The organism is Phaeacidiphilus oryzae TH49 (assembly GCF_000744815.1).
GTDB classification, from domain to species: domain Bacteria; phylum Actinomycetota; class Actinomycetes; order Streptomycetales; family Streptomycetaceae; genus Phaeacidiphilus; species Phaeacidiphilus oryzae.
On record NZ_JQMQ01000005.1, the window covers coordinates 5,804,778 to 5,820,306 of the forward strand.

General features: G+C 73.4%; 14 protein-coding genes and 1 pseudogene. 8 read left to right on the forward strand and 7 right to left on the reverse strand.

Annotated elements, in window-relative coordinates; all coding sequences use genetic code 11:
- Positions 1 to 113 precede the first annotated feature (113 nt).
- From BS73_RS29560 to BS73_RS29575, 4 genes are read left to right on the forward strand one after another with little or no spacing between them, the layout of a single operon-like run.
- Entirely contained in the window at positions 114 to 953 is an 840-nt protein-coding gene (locus BS73_RS29560; protein ID WP_037577547.1) for an FAD binding domain-containing protein, read from the forward strand.
- Positions 950 to 1,543, forward strand: coding sequence for a (2Fe-2S)-binding protein (locus BS73_RS29565; RefSeq protein WP_084704441.1), 594 nt, complete (start codon positions 950 to 952; stop codon positions 1,541 to 1,543). The genes BS73_RS29560 and BS73_RS29565 overlap by 4 nt, the downstream gene beginning before the upstream one ends.
- Positions 1,540 to 3,864 (forward strand): xanthine dehydrogenase family protein molybdopterin-binding subunit, encoded by a 2,325-nt coding sequence (locus BS73_RS29570; protein WP_037577548.1) that lies wholly within the window; start codon positions 1,540 to 1,542, stop codon positions 3,862 to 3,864. Before BS73_RS29565 ends, BS73_RS29570 begins: the two co-directional genes overlap by 4 nt.
- Positions 3,864 to 4,493, forward strand: a complete 630-nt coding sequence (locus tag BS73_RS29575; protein ID WP_051941099.1) for an SRPBCC family protein — start codon at positions 3,864 to 3,866, stop codon at positions 4,491 to 4,493. Before BS73_RS29570 ends, BS73_RS29575 begins: the two co-directional genes overlap by 1 nt.
- Before the next feature lie 389 nt (positions 4,494 to 4,882).
- Here the strand turns inward: BS73_RS29575 and BS73_RS29580 are convergent, their stop codons facing one another.
- From BS73_RS29580 to BS73_RS29610, 7 genes are all read right to left on the reverse strand, one after another.
- On the reverse strand, positions 4,883 to 6,262 hold the full coding sequence (locus BS73_RS29580) for an 8-oxoguanine deaminase (protein ID WP_037577549.1): 1,380 nt from the start codon (positions 6,260 to 6,262) through the stop codon (positions 4,883 to 4,885).
- Positions 6,263 to 6,285: 23 nt separating this feature from the next.
- Positions 6,286 to 7,812: a nucleobase:cation symporter-2 family protein gene (locus tag BS73_RS29585; RefSeq protein WP_084704442.1), complete on the reverse strand. Its 1,527-nt coding sequence runs from the start codon at positions 7,810 to 7,812 to the stop codon at positions 6,286 to 6,288.
- A 96-nt stretch (positions 7,813 to 7,908) separates the two neighbouring features.
- Positions 7,909 to 8,832 carry a factor-independent urate hydroxylase gene (pucL, locus tag BS73_RS29590; RefSeq protein ID WP_037577550.1) on the reverse strand — a complete coding sequence of 308 codons (924 nt, stop codon included), beginning with the start codon at positions 8,830 to 8,832 and terminating at the stop codon, positions 7,909 to 7,911.
- A gap of 6 nt (positions 8,833 to 8,838) precedes the next feature.
- Complete coding sequence (gene uraH, locus BS73_RS29595) at positions 8,839 to 9,159, reverse strand: hydroxyisourate hydrolase (protein ID WP_037577551.1); 321 nt, start codon at positions 9,157 to 9,159, stop codon at positions 8,839 to 8,841.
- A gap of 74 nt (positions 9,160 to 9,233) precedes the next feature.
- The gene (uraD, locus tag BS73_RS29600) at positions 9,234 to 9,725 is read right to left on the reverse strand and encodes a 2-oxo-4-hydroxy-4-carboxy-5-ureidoimidazoline decarboxylase (RefSeq protein ID WP_037577552.1); all 492 of its coding nucleotides are present in this window, start codon (positions 9,723 to 9,725) and stop codon (positions 9,234 to 9,236) included.
- 124 nt (positions 9,726 to 9,849) lie between these two features.
- A complete protein-coding gene (locus tag BS73_RS29605) occupies positions 9,850 to 10,269 on the reverse strand; it encodes a helix-turn-helix domain-containing protein (RefSeq protein ID WP_037577553.1) in 420 nt (139 codons plus the stop codon).
- A complete protein-coding gene (locus BS73_RS29610; RefSeq protein ID WP_037577554.1) occupies positions 10,266 to 10,535 on the reverse strand; it encodes a thiamine-binding protein in 270 nt (89 codons plus the stop codon). The genes BS73_RS29605 and BS73_RS29610 overlap by 4 nt, the downstream gene beginning before the upstream one ends.
- Before the next feature lie 135 nt (positions 10,536 to 10,670).
- Here BS73_RS29610 and BS73_RS29615 point away from each other — a divergent pair, with 135 nt between their 5' ends.
- The 4 genes and pseudogenes from BS73_RS29615 to BS73_RS40040 form a co-directional block, all read left to right on the forward strand.
- Positions 10,671 to 11,516, forward strand: coding sequence for a TIM barrel protein (locus BS73_RS29615; RefSeq protein ID WP_037577555.1), 846 nt, complete (start codon positions 10,671 to 10,673; stop codon positions 11,514 to 11,516).
- A gap of 9 nt (positions 11,517 to 11,525) precedes the next feature.
- Positions 11,526 to 12,467, forward strand: coding sequence for a 2-hydroxy-3-oxopropionate reductase (locus tag BS73_RS29620; RefSeq protein WP_265736894.1), 942 nt, complete (start codon positions 11,526 to 11,528; stop codon positions 12,465 to 12,467).
- A gap of 32 nt (positions 12,468 to 12,499) precedes the next feature.
- Positions 12,500 to 14,275, forward strand: coding sequence for a glyoxylate carboligase (gene gcl, locus BS73_RS29625; protein WP_037577557.1), 1,776 nt, complete (start codon positions 12,500 to 12,502; stop codon positions 14,273 to 14,275).
- Positions 14,276 to 14,395: 120 nt separating this feature from the next.
- A pseudogene (locus BS73_RS40040) lies at positions 14,396 to 15,298 on the forward strand (glycerate kinase); the annotation flags it as partial.
- Positions 15,299 to 15,529 lie beyond the last annotated feature (231 nt).

Here is a 15,529-nt window from a genome sequence, read left to right on the forward strand (position 1 = left end):
GGGGCGGCGGCGGGGGCCGGTTTCGCGGCCGGGGTTGACAGCGGGGCGGGCTGGGGGTTTCTTCTAAGGCACCTTATATTTCAGCCCTTAGCTACCGGGTGGTGGTTCCTGCTGTGAAACCGGGCCCCTTCGACTACGCCGCGCCGGCCTCGCTCGACGAGATGCTGGCGCTGCTCTCCGATCCCGAGCGGGAGGCGAAGGTGCTGGCCGGCGGCCAGTCCCTGATCCCGATGCTGAACATGCGGCTGGCCCGACCGGACCTGCTGGTGGACATCACCGGGCTGCCCGGCCTCGACGTCCTCGCCGTCGACCCGGCCACCGGCGCGCTGCGGATCGGCGCCGCCGTACGGCAGTCCGCCGTCGCCGCCGACCCGGCGGTGGGCGCCGGCTGGCCGCTGCTCGCCGCGGCCGCCGGGCACATCGGCCACCCGCAGATCCGCAACCGCGGCACCGTCTGCGGCAGCCTGGTCCACCACGACCCGGCCGCCGAGCTGCCGGCCGCCGCGGTCGCGCTGGACGCCGAGCTGGTGGTGGCCGGACCGCGCGGGACGCGGACCGTGCCCGCCGCCGACTTCTTCCTCGGCACCTTCGCCACCGCCGTCGAGCCGGACGAACTGCTCATCGAGGCGGTGCTGCCGGCCGTCCCCGCCGGCGCCGGCTGGGGCTTCGCCGAACTCGCCCGGCGGCACGGGGACTTCGCCGCGGTGGGGGTCGCCGTGCTGGTCGCCGAGGGGCATGCCCGGGTGGTCTGCTTCGGGGCCGGCTTCACCCCCGTACGGCTGCCGGCGGCCGAGGCCGCCGCGCTGGCCGGCGACCCTGCCGCGGCGCGCCAGGCGCTCCGGGCCGGGCTGGAGCCGCCGGGCGACGTCCACGCCTCGGGCGAATGGCGGCGCGAGGCCGCCGAGGAACTCCTCGTACAGGCCCTCGAAGACGCCTGGGAGCGGCGCTCATGACGACACCTCGGAACACCGCGGCCGCAGCCGCCACCGGCGGGCGCAACCGGATCCGCCCGCAGAGTCCGCCGCTCGCCGAGCCCAGCGCCTGGCGCGAGCTGGCCCTCACCGTCAACGGCGAGAGCGTCGCCGTACGGGCGGAGTCCCGGCTGCTCCTCAGCGACCTGCTGCGGGACAGGCTGGGGCTCACCGGCACCCACACCGGCTGCGAGCACGGCGTCTGCGGCGCCTGCACAGTGCTCCTCGACGGCGAGCCGGTGCGGTCCTGCCTCACCCTGGCCGCGCAGTGCCAGGACGCCGAGGTCCGCACCGTGGAGGGCCTCGCGCCGGACGGCAAGGAGCTCGGCCCTGTGCAGCGCGCCTTCCACGAACAGCACGGCCTGCAGTGCGGCTACTGCACCCCCGGGCTGCTGATGACCTGCACCGCCCTGGCCGAACGGGCCGAGCGGCCGGACGAGGCGGCGGTCGCCGACGCCCTCAGCGGCCACCTCTGCCGCTGCACCGGCTACCGGGGGATCCGGGCCGCGGCCCGGCAGGCGCTCGACGAGGTGCACGGCGCACCCGCCGGCCACGAGGAGGCAGAGCGATGAGCGGAGAGGTCCGCACCCACATCGGGCGGGCAATGCCCCGGATCGAGGACGATCGGCTGCTGCGCGGCCAGGGCCGCTATGTGGACGACATCGCCCTGCCCGGCACCCTCCACGCCGCCTTCCTGCGCAGCACCCAGGCGCACGCCCGCATCCTGCGGATCGACACCGAGCGGGCGGCCGCGCTGCCCGGCGTCCACGCGGTGCTGACCGCGGCCGACGTCGCCGCGCTGCCGCCGGTGGTCAACGAGGCCGAGCTGCGGGTGCCACCGGCGCTCGCCGAGGCGCTCCGTCCGGTGGTGCGCCGGCTGCCGCTGCCGGCGCTGGCCGACGGCCGGGTCGGCTACGTCGGCCAGGCGGTGGCCATGGTCGTCGCGGACAGCCGCTATCTGGCGGAGGACGCCCTGGAGGAGATCGAGGTCGACTACCAGCCGCTGCCGGTCGTCGTCGACCCCGAGGAGGCGCTGGCCGAGGGGGCTCCCCGGCTCGCCGGCGAGGGCACCGAGGAGGAGTGGCCGGACAACCTGGCGCTGGCCGTCCACACCGTGGTCGGCGACCCGGAGGCGGCCTTCGCCGAGCCGGGCGCGGTGATCGTGGAGGAGGAGTTCGAGGCCCACCGCTATGTGGCCTCGCCGATGGAGACCCGGGCGCTGCTGGCCGCCCCCGGCGGCTACGACGGGCGGCTGACAGTGTGGTCCAACACCCAGACGCCGCACCGGCTGCGGGACCACATCGCCGAGTCGCTGGGGCGGCCGGCGGGCGAGGTGCGGGTGGTCGCGGCGGACGTCGGCGGCGGCTTCGGGCAGAAGGGGATCATCTACCCGGAGGAGGTCCTCGTCCCGTTCGCGGCGCAGGCGCTCGGGCGGCCGGTGCTGTGGCGGGAGGACCGCAACGAGAACCTGGTGGCGGCCTCGCACGCGCGCGAGCAGCGGCACCGGATCGCGCTGGCGGCGGACGGGGAGGGGCGGCTGCTGGGGCTGCGCGACCGGTTCACGGTCAACTTCGGCGCGGGGACGCTGACCGGCCTCGTGGTCCCCTACAACAGCGTGGTGCACCTCCTCGGGCCGTACCGGGTGCCGAACGTGGAGATCGACGTCCGGGCGGCGCTCACCAACACCGCGCCGACCTCCCCGTACCGGGGCGCCGGGCGGCCGGAGGCGGTCTTCGCGATGGAGCGGGCGCTGGACCGGCTGGCCCGGAGGCTGGGGATGGAGCCGGCCGAGCTGCGCCGCCGCAATCTGCTGACGCCCGATCAGCTTCCTTACCGGACAGGGCTGCTGGACCGGTCGGGCAGCGATCAGGAGTACGACTCCGGGGACTTTCCGGAGCTGCTGCGCAGGGCGGTGGCGGCGGTCGACCTGCCGGCGCTGCGGAAGCGGCAGGCGGAGGAGGCGGCGGCGGGCGCGCGGCGACGGGTAGGCGTCGGGTTCGCCGTCTACCTGGAGTCGACCGGGCTCGGCCCGTTCGAGTCGGCGCGGCTGTCGGTGCGGCCGGACGGGCGGTTGCTGCTGGCGCTGGGCGCCCCCTCGCAGGGGCAGGGCCACCGGACCAGCATGGCGCAGATCGCGGCGGACGCGGTCGGCGTGCCGGTCGAGCTGATCGACGTGGTGGGCGGGGACACCGACACCGTCCCGCACGGGGTCGGCACGATCGCTTCGCGGGCGCTGGTGACGGCCGGGAACGCGACGCATCTGGCGGGGCGGCGGCTGCGCGAGCGGATCGCGGCGGAGGTCCGGGCCGAGGCTCAGGATGCCTGGGGGCAGCGGGAGTTGGCGCGGCTGGTGGCCGACGGGGTCGAGCTGGGCGAGACCGCGTACTTCCGGCCGCCGGGGTTCACCATGTCCTCGGGCGCGCATGCGGCGGTGGTGGAGGTGGACACCCGGACGGGGGCGGTGTCCGTCGAGCGGTATGTGGTGGTGCACGACGCCGGGCGGATCGTCAATCCGCTGATCGCGGAGGGGCAGATCACCGGCGGAGTCGCGCAGGGCATCGCGGGAGCGCTGTTCGAGGAGATGGTCTACGGGCCGGACGGGCAACCGGTGACCACCACGTACATGGACTACCTGGTGCCGACCTCCTCCGAGATCCCGGATCTGGAGCTGGACGAGATCCACACCTTCAGCACCCTCAACCCGCTGGGAGTGAAGGGGCTCGGCGAGGGCGGGGCGATCGCCCCGCAGGCGGTGCTGGCCAACGCGGTGGAGGACGCCCTGCGGGGAGTGGGCGGCGCGGACGAGGTGGTCGTGCGGCGGGGGCCGCTGACGCCCGAACGGGTTCGGGGGCTGATTCGCAGGACCGAGAACACCGGCAAGGAGACACACTGATGGAGCTCGACCATTCATTCACCGTGCCCGTCGCGCGGGCGGAGGCCTGGAAGGTCTTCCAGGACCTGGAGGGAATCGCCCCGTGCATGCCGGGGGCGGTGCTCGACGGGGTCGACGGGGACGCGTTCCGGGGCCGGGTCCGGGTCAAGGCCGGTGCGGTGCAGATGAGTTACCGGGGGGAGGGGACCATCGCCTATGACGAGGGCCGCTGGGAGGTCGTGCTGGACCTGCGCGGGAGCGAGGCGCGGGGGGCGGGGACGGCGGCGGCGCGGGTCGTGGCGACGCTGACGGAGGAGGGCGCCGGGGCGGCGGCGACGCGGGTACGGGTGCGGACCTCGCTGGAGCTGACGGGTCGGCCGGCGCAGTTCGGGAGGGGGATCCTCAGCGAGATCGGGGATCGGCTGGTGGGGCAGTTCGCGGGGAATCTGGAGCGACGGCTGGCGCCTGCGACGTCGGCTGCGGCGTCGTCGGCGGTGTCGGCTGCGGTGTCGGCTGCGGAGCCGGAGCGGTTGGATCTGGGGGCGGCGGTGTGGCCGGTGCTGCTGCGGCGGATTGCGGTGCCGGTGGGGTCCGCGGTGGTGGCGGCGGGCGTCACCTGGGCGGTGTGCCGGGTGCGTTGTCGGCGGTGAGGGGTGGATGCGCGCCTGGCGGCTTCGTTCGCCGGAGAGTGGCGAAGCCGCCAGGCGCGCGGCCGGGGAGCCGGCGCCGTCCCGCGCCGGGCCCCGGGTCTTTGGGGGCGATTTTTCTTGCCCCAGCCCCGCCCCTTCCCTCCCCCACGCCTGAACGGCGCGGGGACCCCCATCCGGGGCTGCCGCCCCGCGCCCCGCCTTGGCTGCCCCGGGATGAAGCCCGAAGGGCGAATCCAGGGGCGCGGGGAACTGCGCGCCCAGCCACTTATGGTCTGTCAGTCGGCAGCGGAGTCCGGGTTGCATCCCGTTGTCCGTTGCCGGGTGCGGCGCCGTAGACAGCTGGCCGCGCAGTTCCCCGCGCCCCTGAAGTTGCTGCGCAACTTACGGGACTAGCCCCGCGATGCCAGCTCGCGTGCCGCGTTCGCGCACGCCTGCGCGATGCGGGACTCGTCGACCGTTGTCAGGTTGCCGTTTTCGACTACCGGGCGGCCGTTGACCAGGAGCAGCGTCAGCGGTGGGAGGGCGCCCAGGACCAGCGCGGCCACCGGGTCGGGGATGGAGGAGTGGAGGACCCCGTCCAGCTTCCAGAGGGCCAGGTCGGCCAGCTTGCCCGGTTCGAGGGAGCCGATCTCGGCCTCGCGGCCGAGGACCCGGGCTCCGCCCATCGTGCCCAGGCGCAGGGCCTGGCGGACCGTCAGCGCGTCGGGGCGCCCGTGAAGGCGGTTGATCAGGGTGGCGTTGCGCAGCTCCGTGCCCAGCTCGCCGGACTCGTTGGAGGCGGTGCCGTCCACGCCGAGGCCGACCGGGACGCCCGCCGCCAGCATGTCGGGGACCCGGGCGATGCCGGCCGCGAGGCGCGCGTTGGAGGAGGGGCAGTGGGCGACCCCCGTCCCGGTGGACGCGAACTTGTCGATGTCCGAGTCGTTCATGTGGACGCAGTGCGCCATCCAGACGTCCTCGCCGAGCCAGCCGGTGCTCTCGAAGTAGTCGGTCGGGCCCATGCCGAAGCGCTCCTTGCAGAAGGCCTCCTCCTCGGCCGTCTCGGAGCCGTGGGTGTGCAGCCGGACGCCCTTCGCGCGGGCGAGTTCCGCGCTCTCCGTGAGGAGCCGCGTGGTGACGGAGAAGGGGGAGCAGGGGGCGACGGCGATCCGCAGCATCGAGTCGAAGGAGGCGTCGTGGTGGCGTTCGATGGCCGACTCCGTCGCGGCCAGGATGTCGTCGGTGGTCTCGACGGCGTCGTCCGGCGGCAGGCCGCCGTCCTTCTCGCCGAGGTCCATCGAGCCCCGGGTGGCGGTGAAGCGCATCCCCAGCTCGGCGAGGGCCTCGATCTCGGCGCCCAGCAGGTCGCCGCCGCCGCGCGGGAAGACGTAGTGGTGGTCCATCGCCGTGGAGCAGCCGGACTTGAGGAGGGCGGCGGCCGAGCCCTGGGCGGCGGCGTGGACGAGGCCGGCGTCGATCCTCGCCCAGGTCGGGTAGAGGGCGGTCAGCCAGTCGAAGAGGATGCTGTTCTGCGCCTGGCCGCGGGTGATCCACTGGTAGAAGTGGTGGTGGGAGTTGACCAGTCCGGGCGTCACCAGGTGCCCGGTCGCGTCGATCCGCCTGACCACCCCGTCCAGCCCGGCGGGCGCGGGTCCGTCGCCCACCGACTCGAGGCGGTTGCCGGCGATCACCACATGGCCCGAGGCGTACTCGGTGTCCTGGGCGTCGACGGTGGCGATGGCCGCGTTCTCGATGACGGTGCGCTGCTGTCCGGGGTGGGTCTGGCTCATGGAGGCGGTCTCCTGTCGGTCGGTCAGTGCGGTTGCGGCTCCCCCAGCGGCTCCCCCAGCGGAAGTGTCTCGGCCGCGGGGTCGCCGGCGGGGGAGGGCCCGCCGGTCCTGCCCAGATGGTGGAAGAGGAGGTTGAGGAGGACCGCGGTGATGCATCCGGCGGAGATGCCGGAGCCCATCACGGTCTGTACCCAGGTGGGGAAGGCGTCGTAGAAGGTCGGGTCGGCGATCGGGACGACGCCGACGCCGATCGAGACGCCGATCACGATGACGTTGCGGCTGTCCGTGAGGTCGGCCTTGAGGAGGGTGCGGACGCCGCTGGCCGCCACCGAGCCGAAGAGGACGATCCCGGCCCCGCCCAGCACGGGTTCCGGCACCAGCGACACCAGGCCGCCGATCACCGGGAAGAGCCCGGCCAGGAAGAGGATCGCCCCGCCGGCCGCGACCACGAACCGGCTGCGGATCCCGGTGATCGCCACCAGCCCGATGTTCTGCGCGAAGGCGCTGTTGGCGAAGCCGTTGAAGAACGGGGAGAGGGCCGTGGAGAGCCCGTCGGCGCGCAGCCCGCGGGCGATCACGTCCTGGGTCGCGGGCCGGTCGACGATCTCGCCGAGGGCGAGGATGTCCGCGGTCGACTCCGTCATGGACACCAGCATCACGATGCACAGGGAGACGATGGCGGCGATGTCGAACCTCGGCGCGCCGAAGTGCAGCGGGGAGGGCAGGGCGAAGACCGCGTCGTGCTGGACGCCGCCGGCGTCCACCATGCCGAACGGGATCGCCACCAGGGTGCCGACGACGAGGCCGATCAGCAGGGCGACCTGCCGGGCGAACCCCCTGAGGAGGCGGTTGCCGAGGAGGACGACGGCGAGGGTGAAGAGGGCGACCCCGACGTTGCGCGGGGCGGCGCCGCGGGTGCTGTTCTCGGCGATCCAGCCCATCGGGACGGGCAGCAGGGTGAGCCCGATCAGGGTGATCACGGTGCCGCTGACCACCGGCGGGAAGAAGCGCAGCAGCCGGCAGAACCAGGGCGCGGCGAGGAAGCAGAAGGCCCCGCCGACGATCACGGCCCCGTAGATGACCGGCAGCGCGGCCCGGCCGTTCGCGCCGTGCTGGCTGACGATCGCCGTCATGGTGGCGACGCCGGCGAAGGAGACGCCGTTGACGAACGGCAGTCTGGTGCCGATCTTCCAGAAGCCGAGGGTCTGCAGGAGGGTGGCGATCCCGGCGGTGAAGAGCGACGCGGTGATGAGGAGGGCGAGCTCTCCGGGGGAGAGCCGCGCGGACTGGCCGACGATCAGCGGCGGGGCGATGACTCCGGCGTACATCGCGGCGACGTGCTGGAGGCCGGTGGTGAAGAGCTTGGCGGGGGGCAGCCGCTCGTCCACGGGGTGGACGGCGGCGGCAGCGCCCTCGTCCTCCGTTCCGGCGGGGGATATGCCGGGTGGTACGGGGGCAGTGGTGGTCGTGGTCGTCTCGGCCGGCTTCGCTGGCGGCGCCGTAGAGCTGGTGGTACCGCCGTCAGTGGTCCTGGTGGAGCGGAGTGCCATGGTGAGCCTTCCGTTCGCGGATGGTTGGGGGGTGCGGCCCGGCCCCCGGGGCGGGACGGCGGATCGAGAGTCCCCGGGGGCTGTGGGTGGGTGCGGTCAGTCGACCGGGATCACCGCGGTGGCGCCCTCGCGCAGCACGGTGCCCTCGATCAGGCCGTAGGGGCGGTCGGCGGCGTGGTAGACCTCGCGGTCGTTCTTCAGCCCTTCGACGGCGAAACCGTCGAAGTCGACCAGGAAGTGGTGCTTGTTGGGCAGCGAGAGGCGGACCTCGTCCACCTCGGGGCGGTTGTCCAGGACCCGGTTGCCCATCGCGAACAGGGTCTGCTGCAGAGAGTAGGAGTAGGTCTCGGCGAAGGCCTCCAGCAGGTGCTTGCGGACCTTGGCGTAGGAGCGGTTCCAGTCCGGCTCGCGCTCGTCCTCCCGGCCCTCGAAGCCGAACGCCCAGCGGGCGGTGACCTGGGTGGCCAGGATCCGGTCGTAGTCCTCCTTGAGGGTGGTGTACTCGTCCTTGATGTACCCCCAGAACTCGGAGTTGGTGCTGTTGAGCACCACCAGGTCCTTGAGGCCCGAGATGACCTGGACGCGTTCGCCGTCGTAGGTGATCTCGGTGGTGCGCACCTCTCCGCCGCGGCGGACGAAGGAGTGGCCGATCTCGTCGGAGCCGATGAAGCGGGCGCGGGAGTCCGGGGTCTTGATCCGGTCCCAGAAGTACTCCTCGATCCGGATCCGGGACCGGTGGATCGGCTCGGTGTCGTCCACGAAGTGCCGCGCCAGCTTGATGCCGTAGGCCTCGGCGGACTCGATGCCGTACTGCTTGGCGAAGGCGAAGCAGGTGTTCTTGGTGGTGTCGGTGGGCAGGCAGTGGGCGTTGGAGCCGGTGAGGTGCACATCACTGAGGTCACCGGAGAGCGCCACCGAGACGTTGAGGTCCTTGATCTCGTGGCGGTCCGTGTCCTTGTAGATGCGGACGACGCGGGTCTCCGCCTTGCCGTACTGGTTCTGGCCGAGCACATGCGGCATGGGTGGCTAGCTCCCTCGGTAGACCGAATATCCGTACGGGTTGAGCAGCAGCGGTACGTGGTAGTGCGGCTGGGCGGGATCGACGGTGAAGACGATCGAGACCTCGGGGAAGAACGGCGTCGAGGTCTCGAACCGCAGCCGGAGGACGACCCCTGACGTGGTGTCAGGAGCGGGCAGGTCCTTGCAGCGGCCGTCCGCGTCGGTGGCGGAGGAGCCGAGCTCGCGCCATTCGCCGGTGCCGGCGTCGCGCTGGTCCAGGGCGACCGGGATCCCCTGGGCGGGGCGGCCGGCGCTGGTGTCCAGCACATGGGTGGAGACGGTGGTCATGGCGGTGGGTCCCGTCGTGAGTGGGGCGGGGCCGGCCGGGCCGGCCGGGTGGATCCGGCGGCCCGGACGGCCCGTCAGGCTTTCTCGCCCAGCAGGCGGTTGAGCCGGATCGCATTGATCTTGCCCAGTTCGCCGCGGACGATCTCGCGTTCGCGGTCCATGTCGTTCGGATACCGGTCGCGCAGCGCGGCGAGCATGGTCTCCGCGGTTCGACCGGTGGCGCAGATCAGGAAGACATGGCCGAACTTCGCCTCGTAGGCGGCGTTGGCCGCGGAGAGCTCGGCGAGGAGGGCGGCGTCGGCTCCGCGGACCCCCGACTGCTCGCGCTGCGAGGTGGCGTCGCCGGCCTTCGGGGTGCCGATCCGGGCGTGCCCGGACATGGCGTCGGCGAGGTCGCCCGGGGTGAGGGCGGCCATCGCCTCCTGGTTGGCGGCCAGCAGCGCACGGGGGTCCGGCCACGGGCGGGACGCCTCGACGGTCTTCGCCCACGCGGGGCTGGAGCAGACTTCGGTGAGGACGGAGTGCAGCTCTGCCGCCGGGAGGGCGTTGAGCGCATCGAGTGTCATGGGCACGGGCACGGACGACCTCCGGGTGCGGTGCTGGCCGTTGCCGGAGACCGTAGAGCGGCCCGACCCCCACGTCAACAGTTTGTTGAAAGCACGTGTCCCGGTGGCGTGCCGTTCACCCGGTTCAGGAGCCGGGGTTTCGCTGCGACTTCGCCTGCATCCGGTTGAGGTAGTTGTAGACCGTGAACCGGCTGACCCCGAGGGCGCCGGCCACCGTCTCCACGCCGTGCCGGACGGTGAACGCGCCGCGCTCCTCCAGGGCAGCGACGACCTGCTGCTTCTCCGCCCGGCCGAGCTCGTTCAGCGGGGCGCCGAACTGCCGTTCCATCTCGGCGAGCAGCCGGTCCAGGGCGCTCTCCAGACCGGCCAGCCGGACGGCCACCGCGGGCTCGCCCTCCCAGCGCAGTACGACGTCGTCCGGGCGGGCCCGGTCCAGCGCGACTATCCGGCCGCCGACGGCGTCGAGCAGCGGTTCGATCGCGTCGGCGAGCGGGTGCTGCTCCCGGGCGGGCCGGGCCGGCCGGGGCGGGTTCCCGTTGCTCACTCGGTGTCCTCCGCGATCTCGTTCCCGTCCTCGTCGACGACGCTGACCTGGACCGAGATCCGCGTCGCGCCGGCCGCGAGGGAGTCCCGGACCAGCCGGTCGACGGCGGTGAGCGCCGCCTCGGCCGGGCCCTCGGCGCTGGTGCCGAACGGGCCGACGTCCACCGTCAGCCCGGCCTCGTCGACCACGCGGCGGGCCGCCACGGCATGCGGGGGGAAGCCGTCCAGCTGGAACGGCTCGGTCGTGAACTCCACCTTCAAACGCACGGCCCGAGGGTATCCAACGGCCCGCTCCGGGGTCGGCGGGCCTTGACAGTCGAAGCGAGTGCGCTACGGTGATTCCGCGAGCCAGAAAAGCAATTCCACTATACGAAAACAGATCGACGACGGAAGTGAGTCGCCGTGGAGCCCTCCAAGGACCAGCTCGACCGCAGGTGGACCGTCAACCTCTCCATCCTGCTGACCGACCTCCCGCTGCTGGAGCGGCCCGCGGCCGCGGCCGCCGCCGGCTTCACCGCGGCCGAGCTGTGGTGGCCGTTCGGCGCGGACCACGTGCCGGACGAGAAGGAGGTCGACGCGCTGCGCCGGGCGTTCACCGACGCCGGCGTGCGGCTCACCGGGCTGAACTTCCTGGACGGGCTCACCGAGGGCGAGAAGGGCGTGCTGTCGCTGCCCGAGCAGTCCCGGCGGTTCCGGGAGAACATCCCGGTGGCGGCCGAGCTGGCCGGTTCGCTGGGCTGCGGCGCGCTCAACGCGCTGTACGGCAACCGGCTCGCCGGAGCGGCGCCGGAGGCGCAGGACGAGCTCGCCCTGGAGAACCTCTCGCTGGCCGCCCAGGCGGCGGCGGGGATCGGCGCCGTGCTGCTGGTGGAGGCCCTGAACAAGGTCGAGGCGCCGGACTACGCGCTGCTGAGCGCCGACGCCGCGGTCTCGGTCGTGGACCGGGTCAACGCCGCCACCGGCCTCGGCAACGCCCGCTTCCTCTGCGACCTCTACCACCTCGCCCGCAACGGCGAGCGGCTGTCCGGCGAGGACGGCGTGATCCGGCGGTTCGGCGACCGCATCGGGCATGTGCAGATCGCCGACACGCCGGGGCGCGGCGCGCCGGGATCCGGCGAGCTGGACCTGCCGGCGCTCCTCGCCGAGCTGGACGCCGTGGGGTACGGGGGGAACGTGGGCCTGGAGTACAAGTCGCCCGCGGCGAGCGCGTTCGACTGGCTGCCGCGAGCCTCGCGGGCGAACGGCTGACTCCCGCCCCTGGGACCCTCCACGCCGCACCGCACAACATCGCACAGCAGAGGAGCGCACATGCCCAGCAAGAAGATCGCCTTCATCGGGCTCGGGATCATGGGGCGGCCGATGGCCGCCAACCTCGTGAAGGCCGGGCACCAGGTCACCGGCTACAACCGCAGCCGCCCGGCGGTGGACGCGCTGGTGGAGGCCGGCGGCCGGGCCGCCGACTCGGTCGCGGACGCGGTCCGCGGCGCCGAGGTGGTGATCACCATGCTTCCCGCCGACCCCGAGGTCACCGAGGTGGTGACCGGTGAGGACGGCGTCCTGGCCCATGCCGCCGAGGGGACCCTCCTCATCGACATGTCGACCATCACCCCGCAGACCAGCCTCGCCGTCCAGGAGACCGCCGCCCCGCGCGGGGTCCGCACCCTCGACGCGCCGGTCTCCGGCGGCGAGGCGGGGGCGGTCGAGGGCGTCCTCTCCATCATGGTCGGCGGCGACGCCGAGGACGTGGCCGAGGCCCGCCCGGTGCTGGAGGCGCTCGGCACCACCATCGTCCACGTCGGCCCGCACGGCGCCGGGCAGACGGTCAAGGCCGCCAACCAGCTGATCGTGGCCAGCAACATCCAGGCGCTCGCCGAGGCCGTGGTCTTCCTGGAGAGGTCCGGCGTCGACCTGGCCTCCGCCCTGGACGTCCTCGGCGGCGGACTGGCCGGCTCCACCGTGCTCAACCGCAAGAGGGCGAACATCCTCAACCGGGACTTCAAGCCCGGCTTCCGGATCGACCTCCACCACAAGGACATGGGGATCGTCACCGACGCCGCCCGCGCGGTCGGCGCCCCGCTGCCGGTCGGCGCGCTGGTCGCCCAGCTGGTCGCCTCGGCGCGGTCCAACGGCGACGGCGGCCTGGACCACTCCGCGCTGCTGCGCGGCGTTCAGCGGCTGGCCGGCACGGACGAGAAGTAGTCCCGGAACACCTTTCGAGAGGCGAGAGTCACATGGCGCGAATGACCGCGGCCCAGGCGGCCGTCGAGATCCTCAAGCGCGAGGGCGTGGACACCGTCTTCGGTCTCCCCGGCGCGGCCATCAACCCCTTCTACGCGGCGATGCGCACCAACGGCGGCCTCCGGCACGTGCTGGCCCGGCACGTCGAGGGCGCCTCGCACATGGCCGAGGGCTACACCCGGGCCCGCGCCGGCAACATCGGCGTCTGCGTCGGCACCAGCGGGCCGGCCGGCACCGACATGATCACCGGGCTCTACTCGGCGAGCGCCGACTCCATCCCGATCCTCTGCATCACCGGCCAGGCCCCGGTGGCCAAGCTGCACAAGGAGGATTTCCAGGCGGTGGACATCCCCTCCATCGCCAGGCCGCTGACCAAGATGGCGGTCACCGTGCTGGAGCCGGCCCAGGTGCCGGGTGCCTTCCAGCAGGCCTTCCATCTGATGCGGTCCGGCCGGCCCGGGCCGGTGCTGATCGACCTGCCGATCGACGTCCAGATGGCCGAGATCGACTTCGACCCGGACACCTACCAGCCGCTGCCGGCCTTCAAGCCGGCGGCGACCCGGGCCCAGATCGACCGGGCGCTGGACCTCCTCTGCGCCGCCGAGCGCCCGCTGATCATCAGCGGCGGCGGGGTGGTCAACGCCGACGCGGCCGCACTGCTGGTCGAGTTCGCCGAGCTGACCGGCGTCCCGGTGGTGCCCACACTGATGGGCTGGGGCACCATCCCGGACGACCACCCGCTCACCGCCGGCATGGTCGGCCTGCAGACCCACCAGCGGTTCGCCAACCAGACCTTCCTCGCCTCCGACTTCGTGCTGGGCATCGGCAACCGCTGGGCCAACCGCCACACCGGCGGCCTGGACACCTACACCCGCGGCCGCACCTTCGTCCACGTCGACATCGAACCCACCCAGATCGGGCGGGTGTTCGCGCCGGACTACGGCATCGCCTCCGACGCCCGCGCCGCGCTGGAGCTGTTCGTGGCGGCGGCGAAGGAGCGCGCGGCGGCCGGGACACTGCCGGACCGCTCGCAGTGGGCCGCCGAGTGCCGGGAGCGCAAGACCGATCCGGCGAACGTCCGCAAGACCCACTTCGACGAGGTGCCGGTGAAGCCGCAGCGGGTCTACGAGGAGATGAACCGGGTCTTCGGACCGGAGACCCGGTACGTCACCACCATCGGCCTCTCCCAGATCCAGGCCGCGCAGATGCTCCACGTCTACCGTCCCCGGCACTGGATCAACGCCGGGCAGGCCGGGCCGCTGGGCTGGACGCTGCCGGCCGCGCTCGGTGTGGCCACCGCGGAACCCGAGGCCCAGGTGGTCGCGCTGTCGGGGGACTACGACTTCCAGTTCATGCTGGAAGAGCTGGCGGTGGGGGCGCAGTTCAACATCCCCTACGTCCACGTGCTGGTGAACAACGCCTACCTGGGGCTGATCCGGCAGGCGCAGCGCGGCTTCGACATGGACTACTGCGTCCAGCTCTCCTTCGACAACATCAACGCCCCGGAGGTCGGCGGCTACGGTGTCGACCACGTCAAGGTCGTCGAGGGACTGGGCGGGAAGGCGCTGCGGGTCTTCGAGCCGGAGGGGATCGCCCCGGCGCTGGAGGAGGCCAGGAAGCTGGCCGCCGAGCACCGGGTCCCGGTCGTCGTCGAGGTGATCCTGGAGCGGGTCACCAACGTCTCGATGGGCACCGAACTCGACAACGTCAACGAGTTCGAGCCCCTCGCGGCGGATCTGGTGGCCGACGCCCCGACGGCGCTGGCCTAGGCTCCTCCCGGTGACGCGCCGCCTTACACAGACAATGACGTCAGGTGGGGACCGGTCGTGCCGACTAGGCGCGTCGCCGGGAGGGATCGACTCGATGCGGACAGAACGGAACGACGACGCATGCCGGTGACGGTCGTGGTGGCACCCGACAAGTTCAAGGGGACGCTGGACGCGGCGGAGGCCGCCGAGCGGATCGCCGAGGGCGTCCGCCGGGCCGCCCCCGAGGGCACGGTCGTCCGCACCTTCCCGGTCGCCGACGGGGGAGAGGGGACGGTACGCGCCGCCCTCGCCTCCACGGCGGCCGGGTACCGGGCGGAGACGGTGACCGTCTCCGGCCCGACCGGGGAGCCGGTGCCGGCGGCGCTGGCGTTCGACGCGGAGTCCGGGACGGCGGTCGTGGAGATCGCCCAGGCGTCCGGCCTGGCCCGGCTCCCCGGTGGGCGGCCGGCCCCGCTGACCGCCTCCAGCTACGGCACCGGCGAGCTGATCCGGCACGCGGTCCGGGAGCTGGGCTGCCGGCGGATCGTGCTGGGGGTCGGCGGCAGCGCCTCCACGGACGGCGGCGCCGGCCTCGCACAGGCGCTCGGCGCCCGGCTGCTGGACTCGACCGGCCGCGAACTCCCGCCGGGGGGACGGGAGTTGGCCCGGCTGGCAACGGTAAGGCTGCCGGTGGGCGGACTGCTGCCGGAGGGCGTCGAGCTCGCCCTCGCCTCGGACGTGGACAACCCCCTCCTGGGGGAGTACGGGGCCGCGGCGGTGTACGGACCGCAGAAGGGCGCCTCGAAGGAGGACGTCAGCACCCTGGACGCGGCCCTCGGCGTCTGGGCCGACGCGGTCGCCCGGGTGACCGGCGAGGATCTGCGGGACGCGGCGGGGGCGGGCGCGGCCGGCGGGATCGGCTTCGCGGCGCTCGCGCTGCTGGGGGCGGAGATGCGGCCGGGGATCGCGCTGCTGCTGGACCTCCTCGGCTTCGAGGAGGTCGTGGCGGGGGCGGACCTGGTGCTGACCGGGGAGGGCTGCCTGGACGAGCAGTCGCTGCGGGGGAAGGCCCCGATGGGGGTCGCGGCGGCGGCGGGGCGCGCGGGGCGCGGGTGGCGGCGGTGGCGGGCCTGGTCGCGCTGCCGGAGGCCCGGTGGCGGGGGGCGGGGTTCGCGGCCGCGTACGCGCTGTCGGCCCTCGCGCGCGAGGGCGAGGACTCCTTCGCCGACGCGGCGCTGCTGGCGACGCGGGCGGGCGAACTGGCGGCGCGCGAGC

Bases quoted from the DNA above. Each gene is read 5' to 3' on its own strand.
- BS73_RS29565 (WP_084704441.1), top strand. From the start codon at position 950: ATGACGACACCTCGGAACACCGCGGCCGCAGCCGCCACCGGCGGGCGC.
- BS73_RS29570 (WP_037577548.1), top strand. From the start codon at position 1,540: ATGAGCGGAGAGGTCCGCACCCACATCGGGCGGGCAATGCCCCGGATC.
- gcl (WP_037577557.1), top strand. From the start codon at position 12,500: ATGGCGCGAATGACCGCGGCCCAGGCGGCCGTCGAGATCCTCAAGCGC.
- uraH (WP_037577551.1), bottom strand. From the start codon at position 9,159: ATGACCACCGTCTCCACCCATGTGCTGGACACCAGCGCCGGCCGCCCC.
- uraD (WP_037577552.1), bottom strand. From the start codon at position 9,725: ATGACACTCGATGCGCTCAACGCCCTCCCGGCGGCAGAGCTGCACTCC.
- BS73_RS29585 (WP_084704442.1), bottom strand. From the start codon at position 7,812: ATGGCACTCCGCTCCACCAGGACCACTGACGGCGGTACCACCAGCTCT.
- BS73_RS29575 (WP_051941099.1), top strand. From the start codon at position 3,864: ATGGAGCTCGACCATTCATTCACCGTGCCCGTCGCGCGGGCGGAGGCC.
- BS73_RS29580 (WP_037577549.1), bottom strand. From the start codon at position 6,262: ATGAGCCAGACCCACCCCGGACAGCAGCGCACCGTCATCGAGAACGCG.
- pucL (WP_037577550.1), bottom strand. From the start codon at position 8,832: ATGCCGCATGTGCTCGGCCAGAACCAGTACGGCAAGGCGGAGACCCGC.